This is a genomic window from Nostoc paludosum FACHB-159 (assembly GCF_014698835.1).
GTDB classification, from domain to species: Bacteria; Cyanobacteriota; Cyanobacteriia; order Cyanobacteriales; family Nostocaceae; genus Nostoc; species Nostoc paludosum.
Genome location: NZ_JACJTU010000017.1, coordinates 1 through 18,630, shown reverse-complemented (window position 1 = coordinate 18,630; position 18,630 = coordinate 1). Strand labels below are relative to the sequence as shown.

The following is an 18,630-nucleotide window of genomic DNA, read 5'->3' as shown; positions in this document are numbered from 1 at the left end:
GATCTCAGAGGATAGATTGCGATCGCACTTATCAGATATCATTAGCTTCTGAATCAGCCGTTGCGATCTTAGAAGCGATAACCCAATCCAGCTTGGAAGCTCACAGCATCAGCATCACTGTTTTTATAGGCGTCAATGCCCCATTTGGTATCACCATAGGCGATGACATTGTTAGCAACTTCTGATTCAACACCAAGGGTGACTACAGGTGCATTGCGATTGCCTAATGGGCTGTTTTGACCTTCGTCAGTTACAAAAGAATAACCACCACCGAAGTAAAGGTTAGTGTTTTTAGCGATGGGCGCATCGTAAGTAACTATGGGCATAATGGCAGCAGAATCACCACCGTACAGCACAGAACCCCGTAGTGAAACAGGTGCATTGGGAACGGCGTAACGTCCTTGAACATTCCCACCAAGTTGTGCGTCATCGTTTCCTTGTCCGCCACTGGTTGCACCAGCCGCAATACCAGCACCAATATAGTTACCATTAGTACCGTTAGTACCCGCTGTTTGAGCAGAAGCAATGCCACCTGAGAGGATAATGGAAGCAGCAGCGAGGAAAGAAGCAGTTAATTTTGTCAGTTTCATAAGATTCTTCTTACTAGAGTTAGGTAATATGAATGTTCTCTATTACCAGAATCTCTTTTTTTACAAAATGTAACCTCCCACACTCGGTTCACCTTGGTGGTTGAATTGTTTTTCACCCAGTAGGGTGATAGATAGCAGGGAACAGGGAATAGGCAATGGGCAATGGGCAATGGGTTTGAAATTATCTTGGTATAACTGCCGATTTAGAATTTAAGAAAAGTAGGGTAGCACAGGTGTGCTACCCTACCGGATGTTACTTTTTTAATACTTAGACAATAACTCTCTGCAACTCTTATTCCTCCGTGTCCTCTGCGTCCTCTGCGGTTGGTTCCGTTACCTTTGCGTAAGTTCTCTTTTTTTTCCAAAAGCGCTGATGCAGACGATCCACAAAGGTATTCACCTCTGGTATTTTCATGCATAAAGCGATCGCCGCGAATACCCCAATTCCCACGCAGCCAGATAGGCACAACTCCAACAGCAGAATCAGGAAACCTGTTTTACCTAAAAATTGTTGAGAAGCAACCAAAGTTCCATAGCTGGCTCCACCAGCTACTACACTAGCAGCAGTTAGGCCAATAATCGGCAAACTCCACTCACGCCAAGGTAAACCATTGAGTTTGCGATCGAGTAACCACAACAGCATCAATACTGAGCCGCAATTTACACCCACTGTTGCTAACACCAAACCGGGAGCGCCAAAAGGTTTAACGAAAAACCAATCTAGTAAAACGTTTAGCAAGATATTAAAAGTACTGATGCGAAAAGGTGTCTGTCCATCTCCTAAAGCATAAAAAACTCGCACCAAGACATCACGCGCTAAATAAACAAACATGCCAATTCCATAAGCTACTAGCAAGGATGAGACTAGTTGCGTGGCTTCCGGCTTGAAAGCACCGCGCTCGTATACTACCCGAACAATGGGTACAGATAGTGCCACCATCAAAGCTCCTAGCGGTAGCATAGTGAAGGCAGTAAGTAGAAGCCCTTGGCGAATGCGTAATTTTAAATCGTGCCAATTTTCGGGGCTAGCAAGTTTGGCAAATATTGGTAATAAAGGCAGCAAAATGATATTTGAAATAATTCCTAAAGGAGTTTGTACTAACAGATTTGCATAGTTAAATCCTGCCGCTGCACCAGGGATGGGACTAGCAAAATATAGGTCAGTAGCGACATTAATTGGCATCATTCCCGATGAAATTGTTGCCGGAGTCATAATTTTGATTACTTCTTGGACGCCAGGAGATTTAAAATCAAACCGCAGGCGTAATGTACCTAGTCCTAATCGCCATTGAATAACTAGCTGCACCAACCACTGGAGAACTGCCCCTGCCAAGGTTCCCCAAGCTAAGACCATGCCACCAATGAAGGCATACTCTGGCTTGATAATGTCCTTACCTAGTTGCAAAGCCAAGATACCAAGACCAGCAACAACGGTAATGCTTGATAATAAAGGACTAATGGAGAGCAACCAATACTGATTAGCTGTGTTGAGAGTACCGAAGCCAATGCCAATTAATCCCGAAAATAAAGCCATCGGTGCCATGATTTGGATTTGTTGAATAGCGATCGCTCTGGTTGTTGGATCTAAACCATGACCGACTAAATCAACAATTTCATCTGCCAAGAAAATTTGAGCAAATGTCACCACTAACAGCAATCCACCCACCAGTGTTGTCACTGTTTCTACTAGGGGTGCGGCTTCTTGTTGTTTACGCTTGGCTAAAACACTGACGATCGCACTGTGTAATGGCCCATTCACACCACCTAGTAATATCAATAGAAAGCCAGGAATAATATAAGCGTAACTATAGGCAGTGGCAGCTGCACCAACACCAAAAGCAGCAGCGATGGCTTGCTGCCGAATTAAACCAAAGATTTTACTAATTAATGTGGCAATGGCAACAATGCCAGCAATTCCAGCGAAAGAACGAGAGGGTTTTTGGTCTTGTTGTGTCACGAAAAATACCTGAATACTCCTGCAAAGTCCATACTTGAAAACATTTAACCTAAATTTTATGGTCTGTCAGGCTGATTTTGATAAGTCAGTCATTAGTCTAACGGCAATTAGTCAAGTGCGTAGACGCAAAGTGTCTTATCACCAGACATGGCCTTTTCCTTAGTTAACGCATTACAGGGTATTGACAAAGCGATCGTGCAAATAGGCATCAGTCACTGCCCGTCTACATATTTTAGTGTGTGCTTAAAAACGCTAAAATTTTATACTAATGCATACACAGACATGCGGTAAAATTAGCGAACAATCAACAATTGAGCTAAGGTTTACACATTTAAATAGCACTTTCAGAAATAATAACTGTCATTTGTCGTGTCTGACAGAGTTATGACGATCGCAAACCTCTCTACAAGACGCTTTGCTTAGCTTGCTTCTTTGAACGACTACCCAAGACACTTTGCACTTTGTCATTTGTGTTTGCAAAGGACTAATGACTGATTCTTAACAAGTTGTGAAGATAGGTCAAGAAAGGGGAACTATAACAATAACCATCTTCTTTACAAGAATTGGATACTTCAAAAAGAAGTTTGTCATACTTACAAGCTTGACACTCTTCAACCTGACGAAGTTTGACATGATAAATTTTTGTATAACAATCCCTCAAATCAATAGCAATGGAACTCAATTCAACTTTCACTGAAAATCAACTTCTATTATCAAGCACTCAACTTCAAGAACAACTAGAGAAACAAAAGGCTCTGGCGAGTGTGATTATACGAATTCGGGAGTCTCTTGAGTTAAAGACGATTTTTCAAACTACAGTTACGGAAGTGCGTCAGTTGCTCAATGCTGACCGAGTTGCAGTCTTTCAATTCGATCCTGAAAAAGACTGGGAAGGAGAATTTATTTCAGAGGATGTTGCAGCTGGTTGGACTTCGGCAATGGCTGTCAAAGTCCACGACCACTGCTTTGGAGAACAATTTGCTGCTAGTTATCAACAGGGAAAAGTGCAAGCAGTTAGTGATATTTATGAAGCGGGCTTGAGTGATTGTCATATAAAAATTTTGGCTCAATTTCAGATCCGTTCTAACCTCGTTGTTCCTCTATTAAGGGAGAAGAAACTATGGGGATTAATTTGTATTCATCAGTGTAGTGATACTCGTAATTGGAAAGAATCAGAAATTGAATTTATTCGCCAAATTGCTGATCATTTAACAGTTGCTATCCAACAAGTAAGTAGAACAGGGTAAAAAAACCAAAATATGTAACGAAAAGTAAAGATGCCCAAAAAGCTCTTCCCTTCTGCCTTCTGCCTTCTGCCTTCTGCCTTGTCATAACGACAATTTTCAACACCGACCTACTTAAAGCATCTCCATGAAGTTGAATTACAAGCTGCAAAATTAGCTCAAGCAGCCCAGCGCGACCAAGTAATTGCTCAGCTTGTTGATACAATTCGTTCGCCTCTCGATCTTGACACTATTTTTAAAACAACAAGTGAAGAAATACGCAAACTACTGCAAGCCGACCGAGTTGCAATTTTTTGCTTCCATGCCGATTGGAGTGGTAGCTTTGTAGCTGAATCATTTGCCGAAGGGTGGACTCCCTTAGTTGGAATTCAAGGAGCGATCGCTGATACTTATTTACAGCAAACTCAAGGTGGACGCTACCTTAAAAACGAAACATTTACAGTTAATAATATTTATCAAGCCGGATTAACAGATTGCCATGTCACTTTGTTAGAGCAATTTCAAGCAAAAGCCTTTGCAACTGCACCAATTCTCCAAGGAGATAAACTTTGGGGAATTATTGCTGCTTACCAAAATGCCTCAACTAGAGAATGGCAATCCTATGAAGTCGAATCGTTGAGTAAAATTGGCACGCAAATTGGTGTCATACTGCGACATCATGAGTTGTTAGCACAAGCTCAGTATCAAGCAGAACAACAAAAAACATTAACCAGCGTGATTACTCGTATTCGGAAGTCGCTGGATTTGGAAACAATTTTTCAAACTTCTGTCACCGAAGTCCGGCAAATGTTACAAACAGACAGAGTGGCAGTCTTTCGTTTTGACCCTCAAAAAGACTGGGAAGGAGAATTTATTTCCGAAGATGTTGTAACTGGATGCGACTCAGTAATAGCAGCGAAAGTCTACGACCACTGTTTTGGGGAACAGTTTGCTATTGATTATCAACAAGGTCGAGTGCAAGCAGTTGCAGATATTTACGACGCGGGATTAAGTGAATGTCATGTAACGATTCTGGGCAAGTTTCAAGTGCGAGCTAATCTGGTGGTTCCTTTGTTGAAGCAGGGTGAATTATGGGGATTATTGTGTGTTCATCAATGCAGCAATCCTCGAACTTGGCAGCCTTCGGAAATTGAATTTGTTAGCCAAATTGCAGAAAATTTAGGCGTTGCTTTACAACATAACAAACTTTTGCATGAAGCTCGATATCAAGCAGAACAACAAAAGATATTAACTAGTGTTATTGCTAGAATTCGTGAATCTTTAGATTTAGATACTATTTTTCAAACTTCTGTTACGGAAATGCGGCAACTACTCAAAGCTGACCGAGTGGGAGTGTTCCGTTTTAATCCTCAAAATGACTGGGAAGGAGAATTTGTTTATGAAGATGTGGCTGATGGTTGGACTTCAGCAATCGGAGAACAAGTTTTCGATTACTGCTTTAGCGAACATTTTGCACCGCTTTATGCCCAAGGTCGAGTAAATGCGATCGCTGACATTTATCAAGGAAATTTTCAAGCCTGTTATGTGCAAATTCTAGCAGCATTTCAAGTACGTGCTAATATGGTCGCTCCACTTTTGAAAAAAGGCGAACTTTGGGGCTTACTATGTATCCACCAATGTAACGCTCCTCGTCAATGGCAACCATCAGAAATTGAATTTGCTACTCAAATTGCCGAACAATTAGGAGTAGCATTAAAACAAGATTCTTATTTCAAACAAGTTCAAATGCAAGCTGTCCAGTTAGCAGAAGCTACTGAACGAGAAAAAGCAATGGAACGACAAGAATTGTTGGCTGCTACTATTGATAAAATACGTCAGTCTCTCGATATTCAAACTATTTTTAGAACTACTACTCAAGCTGTACGAGAATTACTCGAAGTTGAACGAGTTGCAATTTACCGCTTTAACTCAGATTGGAGCGGTAAATTTGTAGCAGATTCCTTTAAAGATGGTTGGAAACCTGTGATACAAACTCAACCATTGATTTTACAAACCTTTGAAGACACAGATGATGATAATGAACTTCCACGCAACGAAACTTTCGTTCCCATTCGTCAAGGGGAAAAATTATGGGGTTTGTTAGTTGCTTATCAAAATTCTCAACCACGTTATTGGAAAGATGAGGAAATTAATCTCCTGGCTCAAGTGGGAGTGCAATTAGGAATTGCAATTCAGCAAGCAGAATTGCTCGAACAAACCAAACGTCAAACTTCAGAACTAACTCAAGCTCTACAAGAATTAAAACAAACTCAAAGCCGATTAATTCAGGGTGAAAAAATGGCTGGCTTAGGACAACTCCTGGCTGGAGTTGCTCACGAAATTAATAATCCAATTAATTTTATTTTTGGCAATCTTATACATTTAAAAGAATATACTCAAGAACTACTGGAAGTTGCGAAATTTTATCGTCAACTGCCAGATGTACAAAATAAAATTGAAAAGACTGATTTGGACTTTATTATTGAAGATTTACCCAAAACAGTTGACTCAATGCAGATAGGAGCAGAGCGGATTCATGAAATTGTGTTATCACTGAGAAACTTCTCTCGTACAGATGAGGCAGAATTGAGAGCAGTAGACGTTCATGAAGGATTAAATAGTACTTTACTGATTTTAGGGCATCGGCTAAAAAGTAATAGCGATCGCCCAGCTATTGAGGTTATTAAAGAATATAGTACCCTACCTTTACTCGAATGCTATCCGGCGCAATTAAATCAGGTATTTATGAATCTCCTGAGCAATAGTGTTGATGCTTTAGAGGAAAAATTCAAAGCTATACAGCAAAAATATTTAGATTCAAAAGAAAAACGCCCCAGGATTCCCTTAACTATTTGGATTAGTACGCAAATAGTTAATCAGCAAGTCTTAATTAGAATAGCTGATAATGGTTTGGGTATGCCAGAGGAAGTGCGATCGCACATTTTTGACCCGTTTTTCACTACAAAAGAACCAGGTAAAGGTACAGGTTTAGGATTGTCTATTAGCTATCAAATTGTGGTTGAAAAACATCATGGTGAAATTAAATGTTTGTCCAAACCAGGTGAAGGAACAGAGTTTTTAATTAAAATTCCCACTGATAATTAAGGACGAATATAGCGTTTCCCTGTTAAGTGAGGTACAGAAATTTTTGTTTTTAAACGCAAAGTGGCGCAGAGTCAAGCGCAGAGTTACGCAGCAAAAAGTTTGAGTGCCGGCTTCCGGCGTAGACCCGAAGGGGCTTGCCGCAGGCATCAAAGCTTTTCAAGACAGATGTTTGCCTAATTTAGAGAGTGAATTATTCAGTACCTCACCAGATTAGAAAAAGCTATAAGTTAAAAACCTAGCTTTCTAAAACTAGCCATGTCTAGCTTTTACTAGATTGAGGTAGTTTTGGGTAAATTTTATAGAGCAGTTTAAAGTTTTTGACTACCTCCTTGTTAATTTGGAAGAATTATTATGAAGTGGGCAGGTAGCTTAATTTTTGCTACGGTGCAAGTGAAAGAATAACGTTGGATAATTGTGTTATGAGCGTTGTCACACCGAAGCGATTCACCATTGAAGAATATCATCAGTTAATTGAACTCGGATTTTTAAAGGAGGGCGATCGCATCGAATTAATACGGGGAGAATTGATTCAAATGGTAGCTAAGGGAACACCTCATACCTTCTGTGCAACTCGACTTTGCCGTCAACTAGACCGACTTTTAGGCGATCGCGCTGTTGTGCGTTGTCAAGAACCGATTATTCTCCCATCAAATAGTGAGCCTGAGCCAGATGTTGCGATCGCACGAGGAGATGAAGTTGATTATTTAGCTCATCATCCCTATCCCGAAGATATTTTCTTGGTTGTCGAAATTTCCGACTCAACCCTAGATTATGACCAAACAAAAAAGTTAGAACTCTACGCAGAAGCTGGAATTACTAACTATTGGATTGTCAATTTAAATGCTCGTCAGTTAGAGCATTACAGTCAACCTTATCAAAATGCTCAAGGTAAGTTTAATTATCTCAGTAAGCAAATCTATTTACCAAATGAGAAAGTAGGAATTCCTGGGTTTGAAAATACCTTGTTGGATTTGACGAGGATTTTTCCAAAAGGTACTGGATCTACCTTATGAAATGAGAAAGTTTGAAGATACCTTGTTGGATTTGACGAGGATTTTTCCTCAAGATGCGTAGAATAATCTTCTATCGCGGAGGTTAATCCATTCCCTGTTCCCTGCTATATACCTATACACCAGCATTAATAACTTGGTTAACAGTCAGCTTCAGTTCGGGGAATGTAGGAATTTCGATAATTTGTTCTCCCCTGTAAACTGCTTCATCGTAAAAAACTTCAACTAAAGTGAGAACTGTTACGCGCTTATCTACTGCTTTGCCATTTTGGTCAAAGTCCAGAAAATCTACTAGTAGATAAACTGGGATGCCAACAATATTGTATTCTGCTCTTTTGGCTCGATGGTCGCGGCTTTCGGTTCCAGCACTATAGCAGCTTGACGCGCAACCCAATTTAGTCCTAGTCGCTCAATTTGTGTTGTAAAACCACGTTCTAAAAAGTGCATGATTTCACCATGTCCGCCACGAGCTTGAGCCACTGGTATCAATTCTCCCCGTTCCATTTCATAGCGTGTATCAGTGCCATCGTTATAAGTTAAATATTGTTCAAAGGTAACTATTTGTTTAGTTGTAGTCATGTTGCTACCTTCGTATCTACTGAATATAGTTTAGGATTATTCGGAGTGCGATCGCACCAATTCATCTTGAGGTATAGACACCTACTAATTTGCAGCGAGGAAACTTTTGATCATCTTAACTATTTCTTGTTCCTCTTGAAAACCAAAACTATAGCACCCATTCAAAGGCACAGTTTCACCAGATTCTAAAATTAAGCTAACTCGATGCCCTGTGCCACCTTCATCATAATTAAAGCTTTCAACTTTAACATTAACAATTTCATTCAACGAGTACAAAGAAATCGCTTTTCCCAATATCCCAAACCATCGATAGCAGCTAAGAGTGAAACTATTTGATTCTTTATCAAAATAATAGTTAATAAATGAACTTGGTGCTATAATCAGTAAACCTAATAAAAACCAAAATAGGGTCATTCCAATTGCACCATAAAGCATTATAGTGTCATCTTGCTTAACCAATAATTTTTTTTCTAAAGGTTGTGCCAAAAAATTTTTAATCTTTAATATTATAAACTCTGCTTCTTCAGAAAAATAATCACTGTAAGGAATTCGTCTAAATGGAATACTCTCTGTATTAGTCAATAGCTGAACTTGATATTCATATATAATTTTTCCCTCTTTATCTGTTTTATTTTGTTTTTCTAAACTAGTTCCAAGTAATCCAGAAACTTGTTTTTGGCTTTTTTCATGACCAACAAAATCAAATTCTCTCAGTTGACATATAATTTTTGTTGACTTTTGCTCAATACTGGAAGCTTCTAACTTTTGCGTTACGCGGTCACAATTAAGTTGTGTCACAGGTACGATCGCAAAAATAGCAAATAAGTAAATTATTCCTAATTGCCCAATAAATAACCCAAGAAATCGAAGCAACTTTGGTTCGATAGTAAAGTTAAGTTTATTCTGTGTTTGCTCATGAACTTTTAGATTTTTCCCTTTGAGAAAATACAAAAATAAAAGCAAATTCGTAATTAATAATGTATAGTCTAATAAGGCAGTTTTATCTTGCATTCTTGAGTATATCTGTGTTTTCAAGCTCAACACTCAAATTATCTACTTACAACCTAAACTATCCCGCGTTGACACACCTGTAACTGGATTTACGCCATCGGCTCTTTCACACAATAGCGACACTTGATAGCGGTCAATTAAAGCATCGCTAAAATCAGCGCCAGTGACTTCAGCATCATAAAAACGACTGCGGGTTAAAGTTGCTTCTGTAAATATGGCATTTTTCAGATTAGCACCATCCATAGTTGCGCGATCTACCAAAGCACCAGTCAGGTTCGCGCCTTCTAGGTTTGCGTTTAATAAAACTCCCTTAGTCAGAATTGCGTTGGTTAAATTCGCGCCTTGAAAATTTGTCCCTCGCATTTCTGCTGCAACAAAAGTTACGCCTGCCAAATCAGTATGGGAAAAGTCACGATTTTCTAAATTTATATTGTTGTAGTTGATTGTGTTTAGTTGAGCAAAAGCAGGTTTTGGATTAAGTACTATCCACATAACTGCTAGTATCAAAATCACAATCAAACCCAAAAAGCGGAATAAAATCTTTTTCATAACTTTAATTATTAGTCATTAGTTATATCTTACAAAGTGATGAGCGCCGGAAGCCGACGCTCATCACTTGCGGTTTATCATTTGTTCAATGACCAATGCCCAATGATTATTTCCAATCTTTCCCAATGCGAATTGTCAGGTCAGATTCTAAATCACCAATGGCCGCCACCTCGATTTGACCCAAACCTAAGATTTGTTGCAAATCAGCCCCAACTTGTCGGTTACCTTTTTGGACAACAATCTGAGTTTGACGTTGGGTATCTGGCCAATCAGGAACTTTGTAAATATTAGTAAAGCCTTTCTGTTTAAGATAAGCAATAACTTTTTCAGTTAATTGAGGTTGATTGGAAGCATTTTGAATAGCAATTTTGAGGTTAGGAACCCGGCGCATATCTGGCTTAAGACCAGGTACATTTACCCCAACATAATCATTCAGCAGGCTTTGTTGTCCGGTCATGTTCAGCCAATAGCTATCAGGGTCTTTGCTGAAGCGGCTAAAGGTACCAGGCAAAACGGTCATTTGGAAGTTATCTCGATCTAAGTTCAGACCGAAATTCACCAACGCCATCATTTCTTCCATTTTCAGGTTGGTGTCAAAGTATTTTCGCATGAGGCGAGTTAATTGAGGCAACCTGGGTAAGAGGGTGGGGCTATTGAGGCGTTGCAGCAGTGCTGCGATGAGTGCTTGCTGGCGCTGCACCCTTGGCAAATCTCCCAAACCGGGTTCGCGGAACCGGGCAAACTGTTCTGCTTGTTCGCCGTTGAGGGTTTGCCAGCCACTAACCAAATTAATCGACAGATGACTGCTGGAGTCCTTATATTCCATTGATTGGGGAACAAAGACTTCAACTCCACCTAATTGATCGACTAACTGGCGTAAACCGCTGGTAGAGATGCGAATATAGCGATCGATTGGGGCATTGTTTAAAGTACGGCTAACTACCCGTGCAGCCAAAACTGGGCCGCCTTGGGCATTGGCATCAGATACCTTAGTTAAACCCTTTTCTCCCTTTTCTGGGATCGCAATCATCGTATCTCTGGGGATGGAAAGCACCCGTACAGATTTTTCATTAGGGTTGAGCCGTACTAGCAGCATAGAGTCGCTTTTACCAGCAAAGCTTTCTGGCGAACCATCAACGGTACCGTTGACTGGTTCAATCCCCATAATTAGGATGTTCATGGGTCGTGAAAGCTTGTACTGAGAAATTTTGCTCCATAGTTCGCCCGGTAGCGGGATTTTTTGCTCGTCCTTAGTACCAGTTCCTAAATCATCATCTGTTCGGTCTAAATTGCTCCATAAAGGAGTCCATAACGCTAACGTTGACACCAGCAGCCCAGATAAAATGATGCCGATAACAATCGTCATGAACCATAACAGCCATCGAGGCATGGTCAAGCCCAATCTCTCATAAAGCTGATTGGGAATTGCACCCACCGATTCAACAACGCTACGATTAGTATTTGCTGGCGCTTTGAATTCGACCTCTTGTTGGGGGTCTGCTACTGATGGAAGTGTTGCTTGATTTTCCGGATCTTCAAGTTCCGGCTCCCGCACTTCATCTTCAAATACTACTTGCCCTGATGTGACCTGATTTTCCGACCATTCGACTTGTTTTATCACGATTATCTCCCCACTGAACCACTCCCTAAAAGTATGTTAATGCAAGCTACAAATATTGCCAGTAGAAAACCTCACTGTAAACTTGTAATGTTCTTCAGTAGACGTGTATGACAACATGAATACTTTATTGTTCCCTGTAATCCTTGCTGGTGGTAAAGGTGAACGTTTTTGGCCTTTAAGCCGGCGAGACCGACCCAAACAATTTTTAAGTCTTGATGGTAGCTCTAGAAGCTTATTACAAGCAACCGCCGATCGGTTGTTAAAACTCGCTGGCGGGTGGGATTCCTTGTGGGTAATCACTTCTAGTCAGATAGCCGAAGGGGTTAGACAACAATTACCCAATCTACCATCTCTTAACTTACTAATTGAGTCAGAAGGAAGAGACACCGCCGCCGCCGTTGCTTGGACAAGTTTAGAAATCAAACAACGTTATGGTGAAGACGCTGTGATTGGCTTTTTCCCTGCTGACCACTGGATTGCCGACCAACAGGCGTTTGCAGACACACTAAGTGCAGCTACGCAACTGGCGACGACCACAGAAGCCATCGTCACACTGGGGATCAAGCCTACTTTTCCATCAACCGGTTACGGTTACATTGAACAAGGTGAAAAAATAGGTAGCTTTAATGAGTTGCCAGCTTATCACGTCAACCGCTTTACTGAAAAGCCCAACCGTGAAATAGCAGAAACTTTTTTATCTACGGGACGTTTTAGCTGGAATAGTGGCATGTTCGTCTTCCGGGCAGGAGTTGTTCTCAAGGAACTACACACCCATGCTCCAGAAATCATTGAACCATTACAACAATATGGGTCTAATGTCTATCCCCAGTTACCTAAGAAGAGTATAGACTATGCACTCATGGAAAAGACAAGTCTAGCATACGTTTTACCAGTTGACTTTGGTTGGGATGATTTAGGAGATTGGAATGCGATCGAACGCTTACTGAAAAAAGAAGAGACTCCCAATGTAGAGCTTGCTACCCATATAGGACTAGATACCGAGGGGGCAATTATTTATGCTTCAAATCCAGAGGATGTAGTTGTTACTATTGGTTTAGACGATGTGGTGATTGTGCGCGATCGCAACGTCACCCTTGTTGTTAAAAAAGAACGTACCCAGGAAATTAAGCAGATCCTGAAAATTCTCCAGAGCGATTCCCGATTCACCGACCTGCTGTAAAAGTTAAAACCCTTGGCAGAAGCTAAAAAGTCTATTTTCTCATTATAACTTGAATGTTGAAAAAGGGGAATTGGGAATTGGGCAAACAGGAGTGTGGGAGGTGTGGGAAGAGACGAGGGCATAAATTCTCTTTCTCCCCACACTTCCCCATCCCCCTACACTTCCCCATCCCCCCACACTTCCCCATCCCCCCCATCTCCCCACCTCCCCACTCCTTAATCCCCACATCCCAAAATGTTTCTAACTCAAACTGTTCCCCGTCAACGAGAAATTATTGAAGTTTTCCTTCGCAATGGCTGGGACTATATGCGAAGGTTACTGACTGGTGGTAAAGCTGATGAACCCCAGCTACCTACACCTGCGGTTTTGAAAAATATTCTGGTTGATTTAGGGCCAGTTTATGTCAAACTCGGTCAGCTTCTTTCCACCCGTCCAGATTTACTTGGCGCATCTTATATAGAAGAATTGTCAACCCTCCAAGATGAGGTACCGCCAGTTCCTTGGTCGGAGGTGGAAATACTCATTCGTAAAGAGCTAAAACGTCCACTGGCAGAAACTTTCAGTACAATCAATCCTGTTCCAGTAGCAGCGGGATCGATTGCCCAGACGCACAGGGCTACATTAGTAGACGGTCGAGAAGTCGCTCTCAAAGTGCAGCGTCCGGGGATCGATCTTACTATTGCCCAAGATATTGCTTTAATTCAAGGTATTGCCGATTTAGTAGCGCGTACTGATTTTGGGCAAACCTACGAAATCAAATCCATTGCGGAAGAATTTACCAAAGCCTTGGAAGCTGAGTTAGATTTTACACGAGAAGCAGGTTTTACTGACCAACTGCGACGTAACTTATCTAATAGTCGCTGGTACGATCCCAAACAAATAGTGGTTGCGGAAATTTATTGGGATTTGACCACAGAAAAATTGCTGGTGATGGAATGGTTAGACGGGGTGCCGTTCCTGTCGGCAGATTTGAACAGTAGCAACAATGGCAAAGACCCTGCTGTAGAGCGTAAAGAAATAACTACTTTATTATTTCGGGTATTTTTTCAGCAACTATATATAGATGGATTTTTTCATGCAGATCCCCATCCAGGTAACTTGTTTTATCTCAAAGATGGTCGGGTTGCGCTTTTAGACTGCGGGATGGTGGGACGGCTAGATCCTCGCACACAGCAGATATTAACAGAAATGTTGTTGGCGATCGTAGATTTAGATGCTCAAAGGTGCGCTCAGTTAACTTTGCAGCTCTCAGATTCTGGTCAGCCAGTAATTTTATCGCGGTTAGAAAATGATTATGACCGGATGCTGCGAAAATATCACAACGTCAGCCTAACGCAAATAAACTTCAGTCAGATAATTTATGAGGTTTTACAAGTTGCCCGCAACAATAAAATTAGATTACCTAGCAATATGGGATTGTATGCCAAAACCCTGGCCAATTTAGAGGGTGTAGCCCGGACATTCAACCCAGAGCTTAATTTTTTTGATGAAGTCAAGCCATTAATTACAGACTTGTTTCGTCGGCAGTTATTAGGGGATAATCCAGTGCGATCGCTCTTAAGAACAGCCTTAGATTTGAAAAGTCTGTCTTTGCAATCTCCCCGACAAATTGAACTGTTATTAGACCGAGTTACCTCCGAAACCCTACAGTGGAATTTATCACTGCGAGGCTTAGATGGCGTGCGGCGAACTATGGACGACGCTGCTAACCGATTATCTTTTAGCATTTTAGTGGGTTCCCTAATTATGGGAGCAGCAATTATTACTACCAGAGCGCAGACAGCCCAGCTATCTTTTTTAAGCAGCGCTTTGTTTGCAGCCGCTAGTTTATTGGGTTTGTGGCTAATTATTAGTACACTGCGATCGGGACGTTTACGGTAAAGTTGATGCTTTTGGATTGAATAATTCCCAATAAGGGAACTTATGATTACTAAATCTGCATTTGATTATTTGGAACTACAGACAAACACAGATAAATTATCTGTGTTCATCTATGTTTGAGCTTCATCTGCATTGAAATGCCAACGAAAAAATAGCTAAGAGGTCAACTATAAAAGTCTTTTTTTATTTTGAATTTTGAATTTTTTTCTGTAGTTCTAAGATAGAAATATGTCAGTTATCATTGCCGAAAAGCTAAGCAAATCTTATCCTGTGGCGGTAAAAAATCCGGGTATTAAAGGCACGATCGCCCACTTTTTTCACCGCACCTACCGTACAATTAAAGCAGTTCAGGATGTTTCCTTTGAAATTGCTCCTGGTGAAGTAGTGGGGTTTTTAGGGCCAAATGGTGCTGGTAAAACCACCACACTCAAAATGCTCACGGGGCTGATTCATCCTTCGAGTGGTACAGTCACAGTAGCCGGACAAGTCCCCTTTCGTCGCCAAGAAGCATTTTTGCAAAAAATTACTTTGGTGATGGGGCAAAAGCAACAGCTAATTTGGGATTTACCAGCGCTAGATTCTTTGAAAATTAATGCTGCTGTATACAACATCTCTGATAAAGAGTTCCAGCGGCGGGTAGGAGAATTAACAGAGATGCTTTCCCTGGAAGGTAAACTTACCCAACCAGTGCGAAAGTTGTCTTTGGGTGAGCGAATGAAGGCGGAACTATTAGCAGCACTTTTGCACCGTCCCCACGTGTTGTTTCTAGATGAACCAACCTTGGGACTAGATGTCAATGCTCAAGCTGCGGTGCGCGATTTCTTGCGCGAGTACAATCAAATTTATCAAGCTACAGTGCTGTTAACAAGTCATTACATGGCTGACATTACAGCTTTGTGTCAACGGGTGCTGTTGATTCATGAAGGAAGCTTAATGTATGACGGTAGCTTAGATGGGCTGTTAGAACGTTTTGCTCCTTACCGCGAAGTCGATATCGAGTTAGCCCAACCTATAACAATACAAAAACTCATGACCTATGGTGATGTGCAACACCTAGAAGGGCGAACAGCGCGTTTTCTGGTGCCACGAGAGGAACTCACCCGCACTGTATCTAAAATTTTGGCAGATTTAGAAGTAATTGATTTAACAGTTACCGAACCGCCTATAGAACAGGTGATTGGGCAAGTTTTTCAGGCGGGGGTGGTGGAGTAGAGACGCGATTAATCGCGTCTGTACAAAAAGTCTAAATTCTGGGTGTTAAATAATTTTTGTTGTGGGAAGTAAATAGATGAAGCGGATAATCAGAAAAGCCTTAACTTTTCTCTCTGTATACTATGCCTATATGGTTGAATATCGAGCAGAACTTATTTTATGGGTTTTGGCTGGAACTTTGCCAATTATCCTCATGGGTATTTGGATACAAGCAGCCCAAGGTGGGCGGTTTGGACTATCACCTGTAGATTTTGCCCGTTACTTCATTACCGTTTTTATTGTCAGGCAATTTACCGTGGCTTGGGTAATTTGGGACTTTGAAAGAGAGGTAGTAGAAGGCAAGCTTTCGCCGAGATTACTACAACCAATCGATCCAGTATGGCATCATCTTGCAGGGCATATTTCTGAAAGATTTGCCCGTTTGAGCTTCGCTTTTTTATTAATAGGATTATTTTTTATTCTTTATCCTCAAGCTTTTTGGTTACCAAGTTTAAGCCAAATTCTGTTGTTTATATTGGCGGTGGCGCTGGCTTTTACTTTGCGGTTTATAATTCAGTATACGTTTGCAATGCTGGCTTTTTGGACAGAACGGGCTAGCGCTTTAGAAAATTTTTGGTTGTTGTTTTATCTATTTTTATCTGGTTTGATAGCACCTTTAGAAGTTTTTCCAGAACCTGTACGGAAAATAGTGATGTTTACACCTTTTCCCTATTTAGTTGATTTTCCTGCAAGTATTTTGGTGGGGCTACCTGCGGATATATGGCGAGGATTTTTCTCAATGATGGGCTGGATATTAATATTTTTGGGTGCGAATCGCTTGCTTTGGCGTGCGGGTTTGAAGCGCTATTCTGGCATGGGAGCTTAAGTACAGTAAAATTCAGAATCAAGAGATAGGAAATTGCGATCGCTACCTAAAAATCTCACCAAATTCTAAATTTAGTGTGGTGTTTTAGGTTTATCTATCCGCCAGAAATAATCATTATAAATTACCTGGTATGGTCTTAAATTTCTCAGCCGATCCCAAAGAATAATCTTCTAATTTAAAATCAGCAAAAGGCTTTTTTTCTAACCTATTTCGTAAAGCTTCATCTAGAATTACGCTTGTTGATTCTTTTTTAACGCCAATAATTATAATACTTCTTTGATATGTAGTTAAATCCTGGTGTGCTTGACAATCAGCCCGTTTAAATTGACCCAAGTTTAATAAGCGATAGCGTTTGATGCTGGGTTGATTGATAAATAATTTTTTTACTAAAAGTTGTATTTGGAAGGAACGTTCTAAAGCTACACGTTGTTGAAATTCTATATTGCCTTTGCAAGAAGCTGTACCTACAGAAATAATTTCACTGGGTTCTTCCATTATATTCTGTATACCTTCTGTTTCTAAGTTCAACTTTAAAAGGTTAAGGCTAATAATTTGATCGTTATTTTGAATTTGAAAATTGCTACCTACAACCCACTTGTATTGTAGTGATAAAACAGCGATGTTAAATTTGGCGATTCTTCCTTGACTATCTCTACCTTCTTGATAGGGAAAATAATCAATATTACCTTTTTTTTCGGGAAATTGCCCATAATTTGGTATTAAAGAACTTTTTGATGTCTGCGTTGCTATTATTAGTATACTAAGTAATCCTAAAACTACTAGCAGTGTTGCGAAAATCCGCAGTAGCGGTAATTTTTCCAGATGGTTATTTGCATTGGAAAAGTTTGGATTTATTGGGAGCGATCGCTCGGTTTCAAAGTTATTGATATCGGGATTTGAAGTATTATTTTTTATTAGTTTATTTTCAATTTCTTCTAACCGCTGTAAAATTTCCTGGGCATTGTTGGGACGTTTTTCTATATCTAGTGCTATCAGCCAATCAATTAAATTTAATAGTAAGGGTGAGATATCGATCGCATGATTTTTCCAGTGCAACAAATTGTGCTGGACATCATACATATCTAAGGGATGTTTTCCTGTCAGCAAAAACACAAAGGTGCGTCCCAGGGCAAAGAAATCTGATTGTGGCACTGCTTCACCATTCATTTGCTCTGGAGCACTGTAACCAGACGACATCAGTGCTGTCATTTTAGGGCTTTCGTCTGGGTAGTTTTTGACGATTTCATTGGCAGTGCCAAAATCAATGATTACTAATTGGCCATCGGGTTTAATCATGATGTTGGATGGCTTAATATCTCTATGCAAGTATTGTTTGTTATGGACTAAATCTAAAATTTCTGTTAACAGTTTTAACCAGGCGATCGCTTGTTCTTGGGAAATAGGTTGATTGTGCTGTTGAAACCACTCTTCTAAGTTGTAACCGTCGATTTTTTCCATTGCGATGCAATGCAAAACTAAACCATTTCGAGTTTGATATTGGAAATAACTATCTTTCTTGGGAATACCGGGATGGTTTAGTTTCAAAAGGACAGTGAACTCATGCTGAAATAGTTCTACTGCTTCGGGGTTGCTTGATAAATCTTCTTTGAGTATCTTGAGGATTTTGGGGGTATTTTGTTCGTATGCCTCATAAACTTTACTAAAACCTGTTTTGTCACTCAACAGAGAATTCACCCGATAACGCCCTAGCAATTCCAGATGAGAACCACAACTTTGACAAAAACGGTTTTGATGATTATTTGGGTGATTTGGTTTAGGACAAACGGGATTGATACAAAGGCTCATGACTGAGGGTGGGGAGTGGGGAGTGGGGGATGAGGGGATGG

At 40.5% G+C, this 18,630-nt stretch carries 15 protein-coding genes; 7 read left to right on the top strand and 8 right to left on the bottom strand.

What is annotated here, in order from left to right; translation table 11 throughout:
- Positions 1 to 68: 68 nt before the first annotated feature.
- Together H6H03_RS18350 and murJ are read right to left on the bottom strand one after the other, a co-directional pair.
- A complete protein-coding gene (locus H6H03_RS18350) occupies positions 69 to 590 on the bottom strand; it encodes an outer membrane beta-barrel protein (RefSeq protein ID WP_190956534.1) in 522 nt (173 codons plus the stop codon).
- A 292-nt stretch (positions 591 to 882) separates the two neighbouring features.
- On the bottom strand, positions 883 to 2,547 hold the full coding sequence (gene murJ, locus H6H03_RS18345) for a murein biosynthesis integral membrane protein MurJ (protein WP_190956533.1): 1,665 nt from the start codon (positions 2,545 to 2,547) through the stop codon (positions 883 to 885).
- A 671-nt stretch (positions 2,548 to 3,218) separates the two neighbouring features.
- Between murJ and H6H03_RS18340 the strand changes: the two genes are divergently transcribed.
- The 3 genes from H6H03_RS18340 to H6H03_RS18330 all read left to right on the top strand — a co-directional run bounded on the left by H6H03_RS18340 (position 3,219) and on the right by H6H03_RS18330 (position 7,888).
- Complete coding sequence (locus H6H03_RS18340; RefSeq protein ID WP_313931875.1) at positions 3,219 to 3,794, top strand: GAF domain-containing protein; 576 nt, start codon at positions 3,219 to 3,221, stop codon at positions 3,792 to 3,794.
- Between the two features lie 180 nt (positions 3,795 to 3,974).
- The gene (locus H6H03_RS41805; protein ID WP_313931878.1) at positions 3,975 to 6,875 is read left to right on the top strand and encodes a GAF domain-containing sensor histidine kinase; all 2,901 of its coding nucleotides are present in this window, start codon (positions 3,975 to 3,977) and stop codon (positions 6,873 to 6,875) included.
- Between the two features lie 419 nt (positions 6,876 to 7,294).
- Positions 7,295 to 7,888, top strand: coding sequence for a Uma2 family endonuclease (locus tag H6H03_RS18330; protein ID WP_190956532.1), 594 nt, complete (start codon positions 7,295 to 7,297; stop codon positions 7,886 to 7,888).
- A gap of 112 nt (positions 7,889 to 8,000) precedes the next feature.
- Here the strand turns inward: H6H03_RS18330 and H6H03_RS42055 are convergent, their stop codons facing one another.
- From H6H03_RS42055 to H6H03_RS18305, 5 genes are all read right to left on the bottom strand, one after another.
- Entirely contained in the window at positions 8,001 to 8,279 is a 279-nt protein-coding gene (locus H6H03_RS42055; protein ID WP_190956531.1) for a Uma2 family endonuclease, read from the bottom strand.
- Positions 8,177 to 8,464 carry a hypothetical protein gene (locus tag H6H03_RS18320; protein ID WP_190956651.1) on the bottom strand — a complete coding sequence of 96 codons (288 nt, stop codon included), beginning with the start codon at positions 8,462 to 8,464 and terminating at the stop codon, positions 8,177 to 8,179. Before H6H03_RS18320 ends, H6H03_RS42055 begins: the two co-directional genes overlap by 103 nt.
- 84 nt (positions 8,465 to 8,548) lie before the next feature.
- Positions 8,549 to 9,475, bottom strand: a complete 927-nt coding sequence (locus H6H03_RS18315) for a hypothetical protein (RefSeq protein ID WP_190956530.1) — start codon at positions 9,473 to 9,475, stop codon at positions 8,549 to 8,551.
- A gap of 42 nt (positions 9,476 to 9,517) precedes the next feature.
- Positions 9,518 to 10,024 carry a pentapeptide repeat-containing protein gene (locus tag H6H03_RS18310; RefSeq protein ID WP_190956529.1) on the bottom strand — a complete coding sequence of 169 codons (507 nt, stop codon included), beginning with the start codon at positions 10,022 to 10,024 and terminating at the stop codon, positions 9,518 to 9,520.
- A gap of 106 nt (positions 10,025 to 10,130) precedes the next feature.
- Positions 10,131 to 11,645, bottom strand: a complete 1,515-nt coding sequence (locus H6H03_RS18305) for an LCP family protein (RefSeq protein ID WP_190956528.1) — start codon at positions 11,643 to 11,645, stop codon at positions 10,131 to 10,133.
- Between the two features lie 115 nt (positions 11,646 to 11,760).
- On the opposite strand from H6H03_RS18305, the gene H6H03_RS18300 reads away from it, so the two are divergent.
- The 4 genes from H6H03_RS18300 (at position 11,761) to H6H03_RS18285 (ending at position 16,783) form a co-directional block, all read left to right on the top strand.
- Positions 11,761 to 12,825 carry a mannose-1-phosphate guanylyltransferase gene (locus H6H03_RS18300; protein WP_190956527.1) on the top strand — a complete coding sequence of 355 codons (1,065 nt, stop codon included), beginning with the start codon at positions 11,761 to 11,763 and terminating at the stop codon, positions 12,823 to 12,825.
- 234 nt (positions 12,826 to 13,059) lie between these two features.
- A complete protein-coding gene (locus H6H03_RS18295) occupies positions 13,060 to 14,706 on the top strand; it encodes an ABC1 kinase family protein (protein WP_190956526.1) in 1,647 nt (548 codons plus the stop codon).
- 228 nt (positions 14,707 to 14,934) lie between these two features.
- Positions 14,935 to 15,918 (top strand): ABC transporter ATP-binding protein, encoded by a 984-nt coding sequence (locus H6H03_RS18290; RefSeq protein ID WP_190956525.1) that lies wholly within the window; start codon positions 14,935 to 14,937, stop codon positions 15,916 to 15,918.
- A gap of 76 nt (positions 15,919 to 15,994) precedes the next feature.
- Positions 15,995 to 16,783 carry an ABC transporter permease gene (locus H6H03_RS18285; protein WP_190956524.1) on the top strand — a complete coding sequence of 263 codons (789 nt, stop codon included), beginning with the start codon at positions 15,995 to 15,997 and terminating at the stop codon, positions 16,781 to 16,783.
- A gap of 114 nt (positions 16,784 to 16,897) precedes the next feature.
- Here H6H03_RS18285 and H6H03_RS18280 read toward each other — a convergent pair whose 3' ends face one another.
- Positions 16,898 to 18,589 carry a serine/threonine-protein kinase gene (locus H6H03_RS18280; protein ID WP_190956645.1) on the bottom strand — a complete coding sequence of 564 codons (1,692 nt, stop codon included), beginning with the start codon at positions 18,587 to 18,589 and terminating at the stop codon, positions 16,898 to 16,900.
- Positions 18,590 to 18,630: the final 41 nt, after the last annotated feature.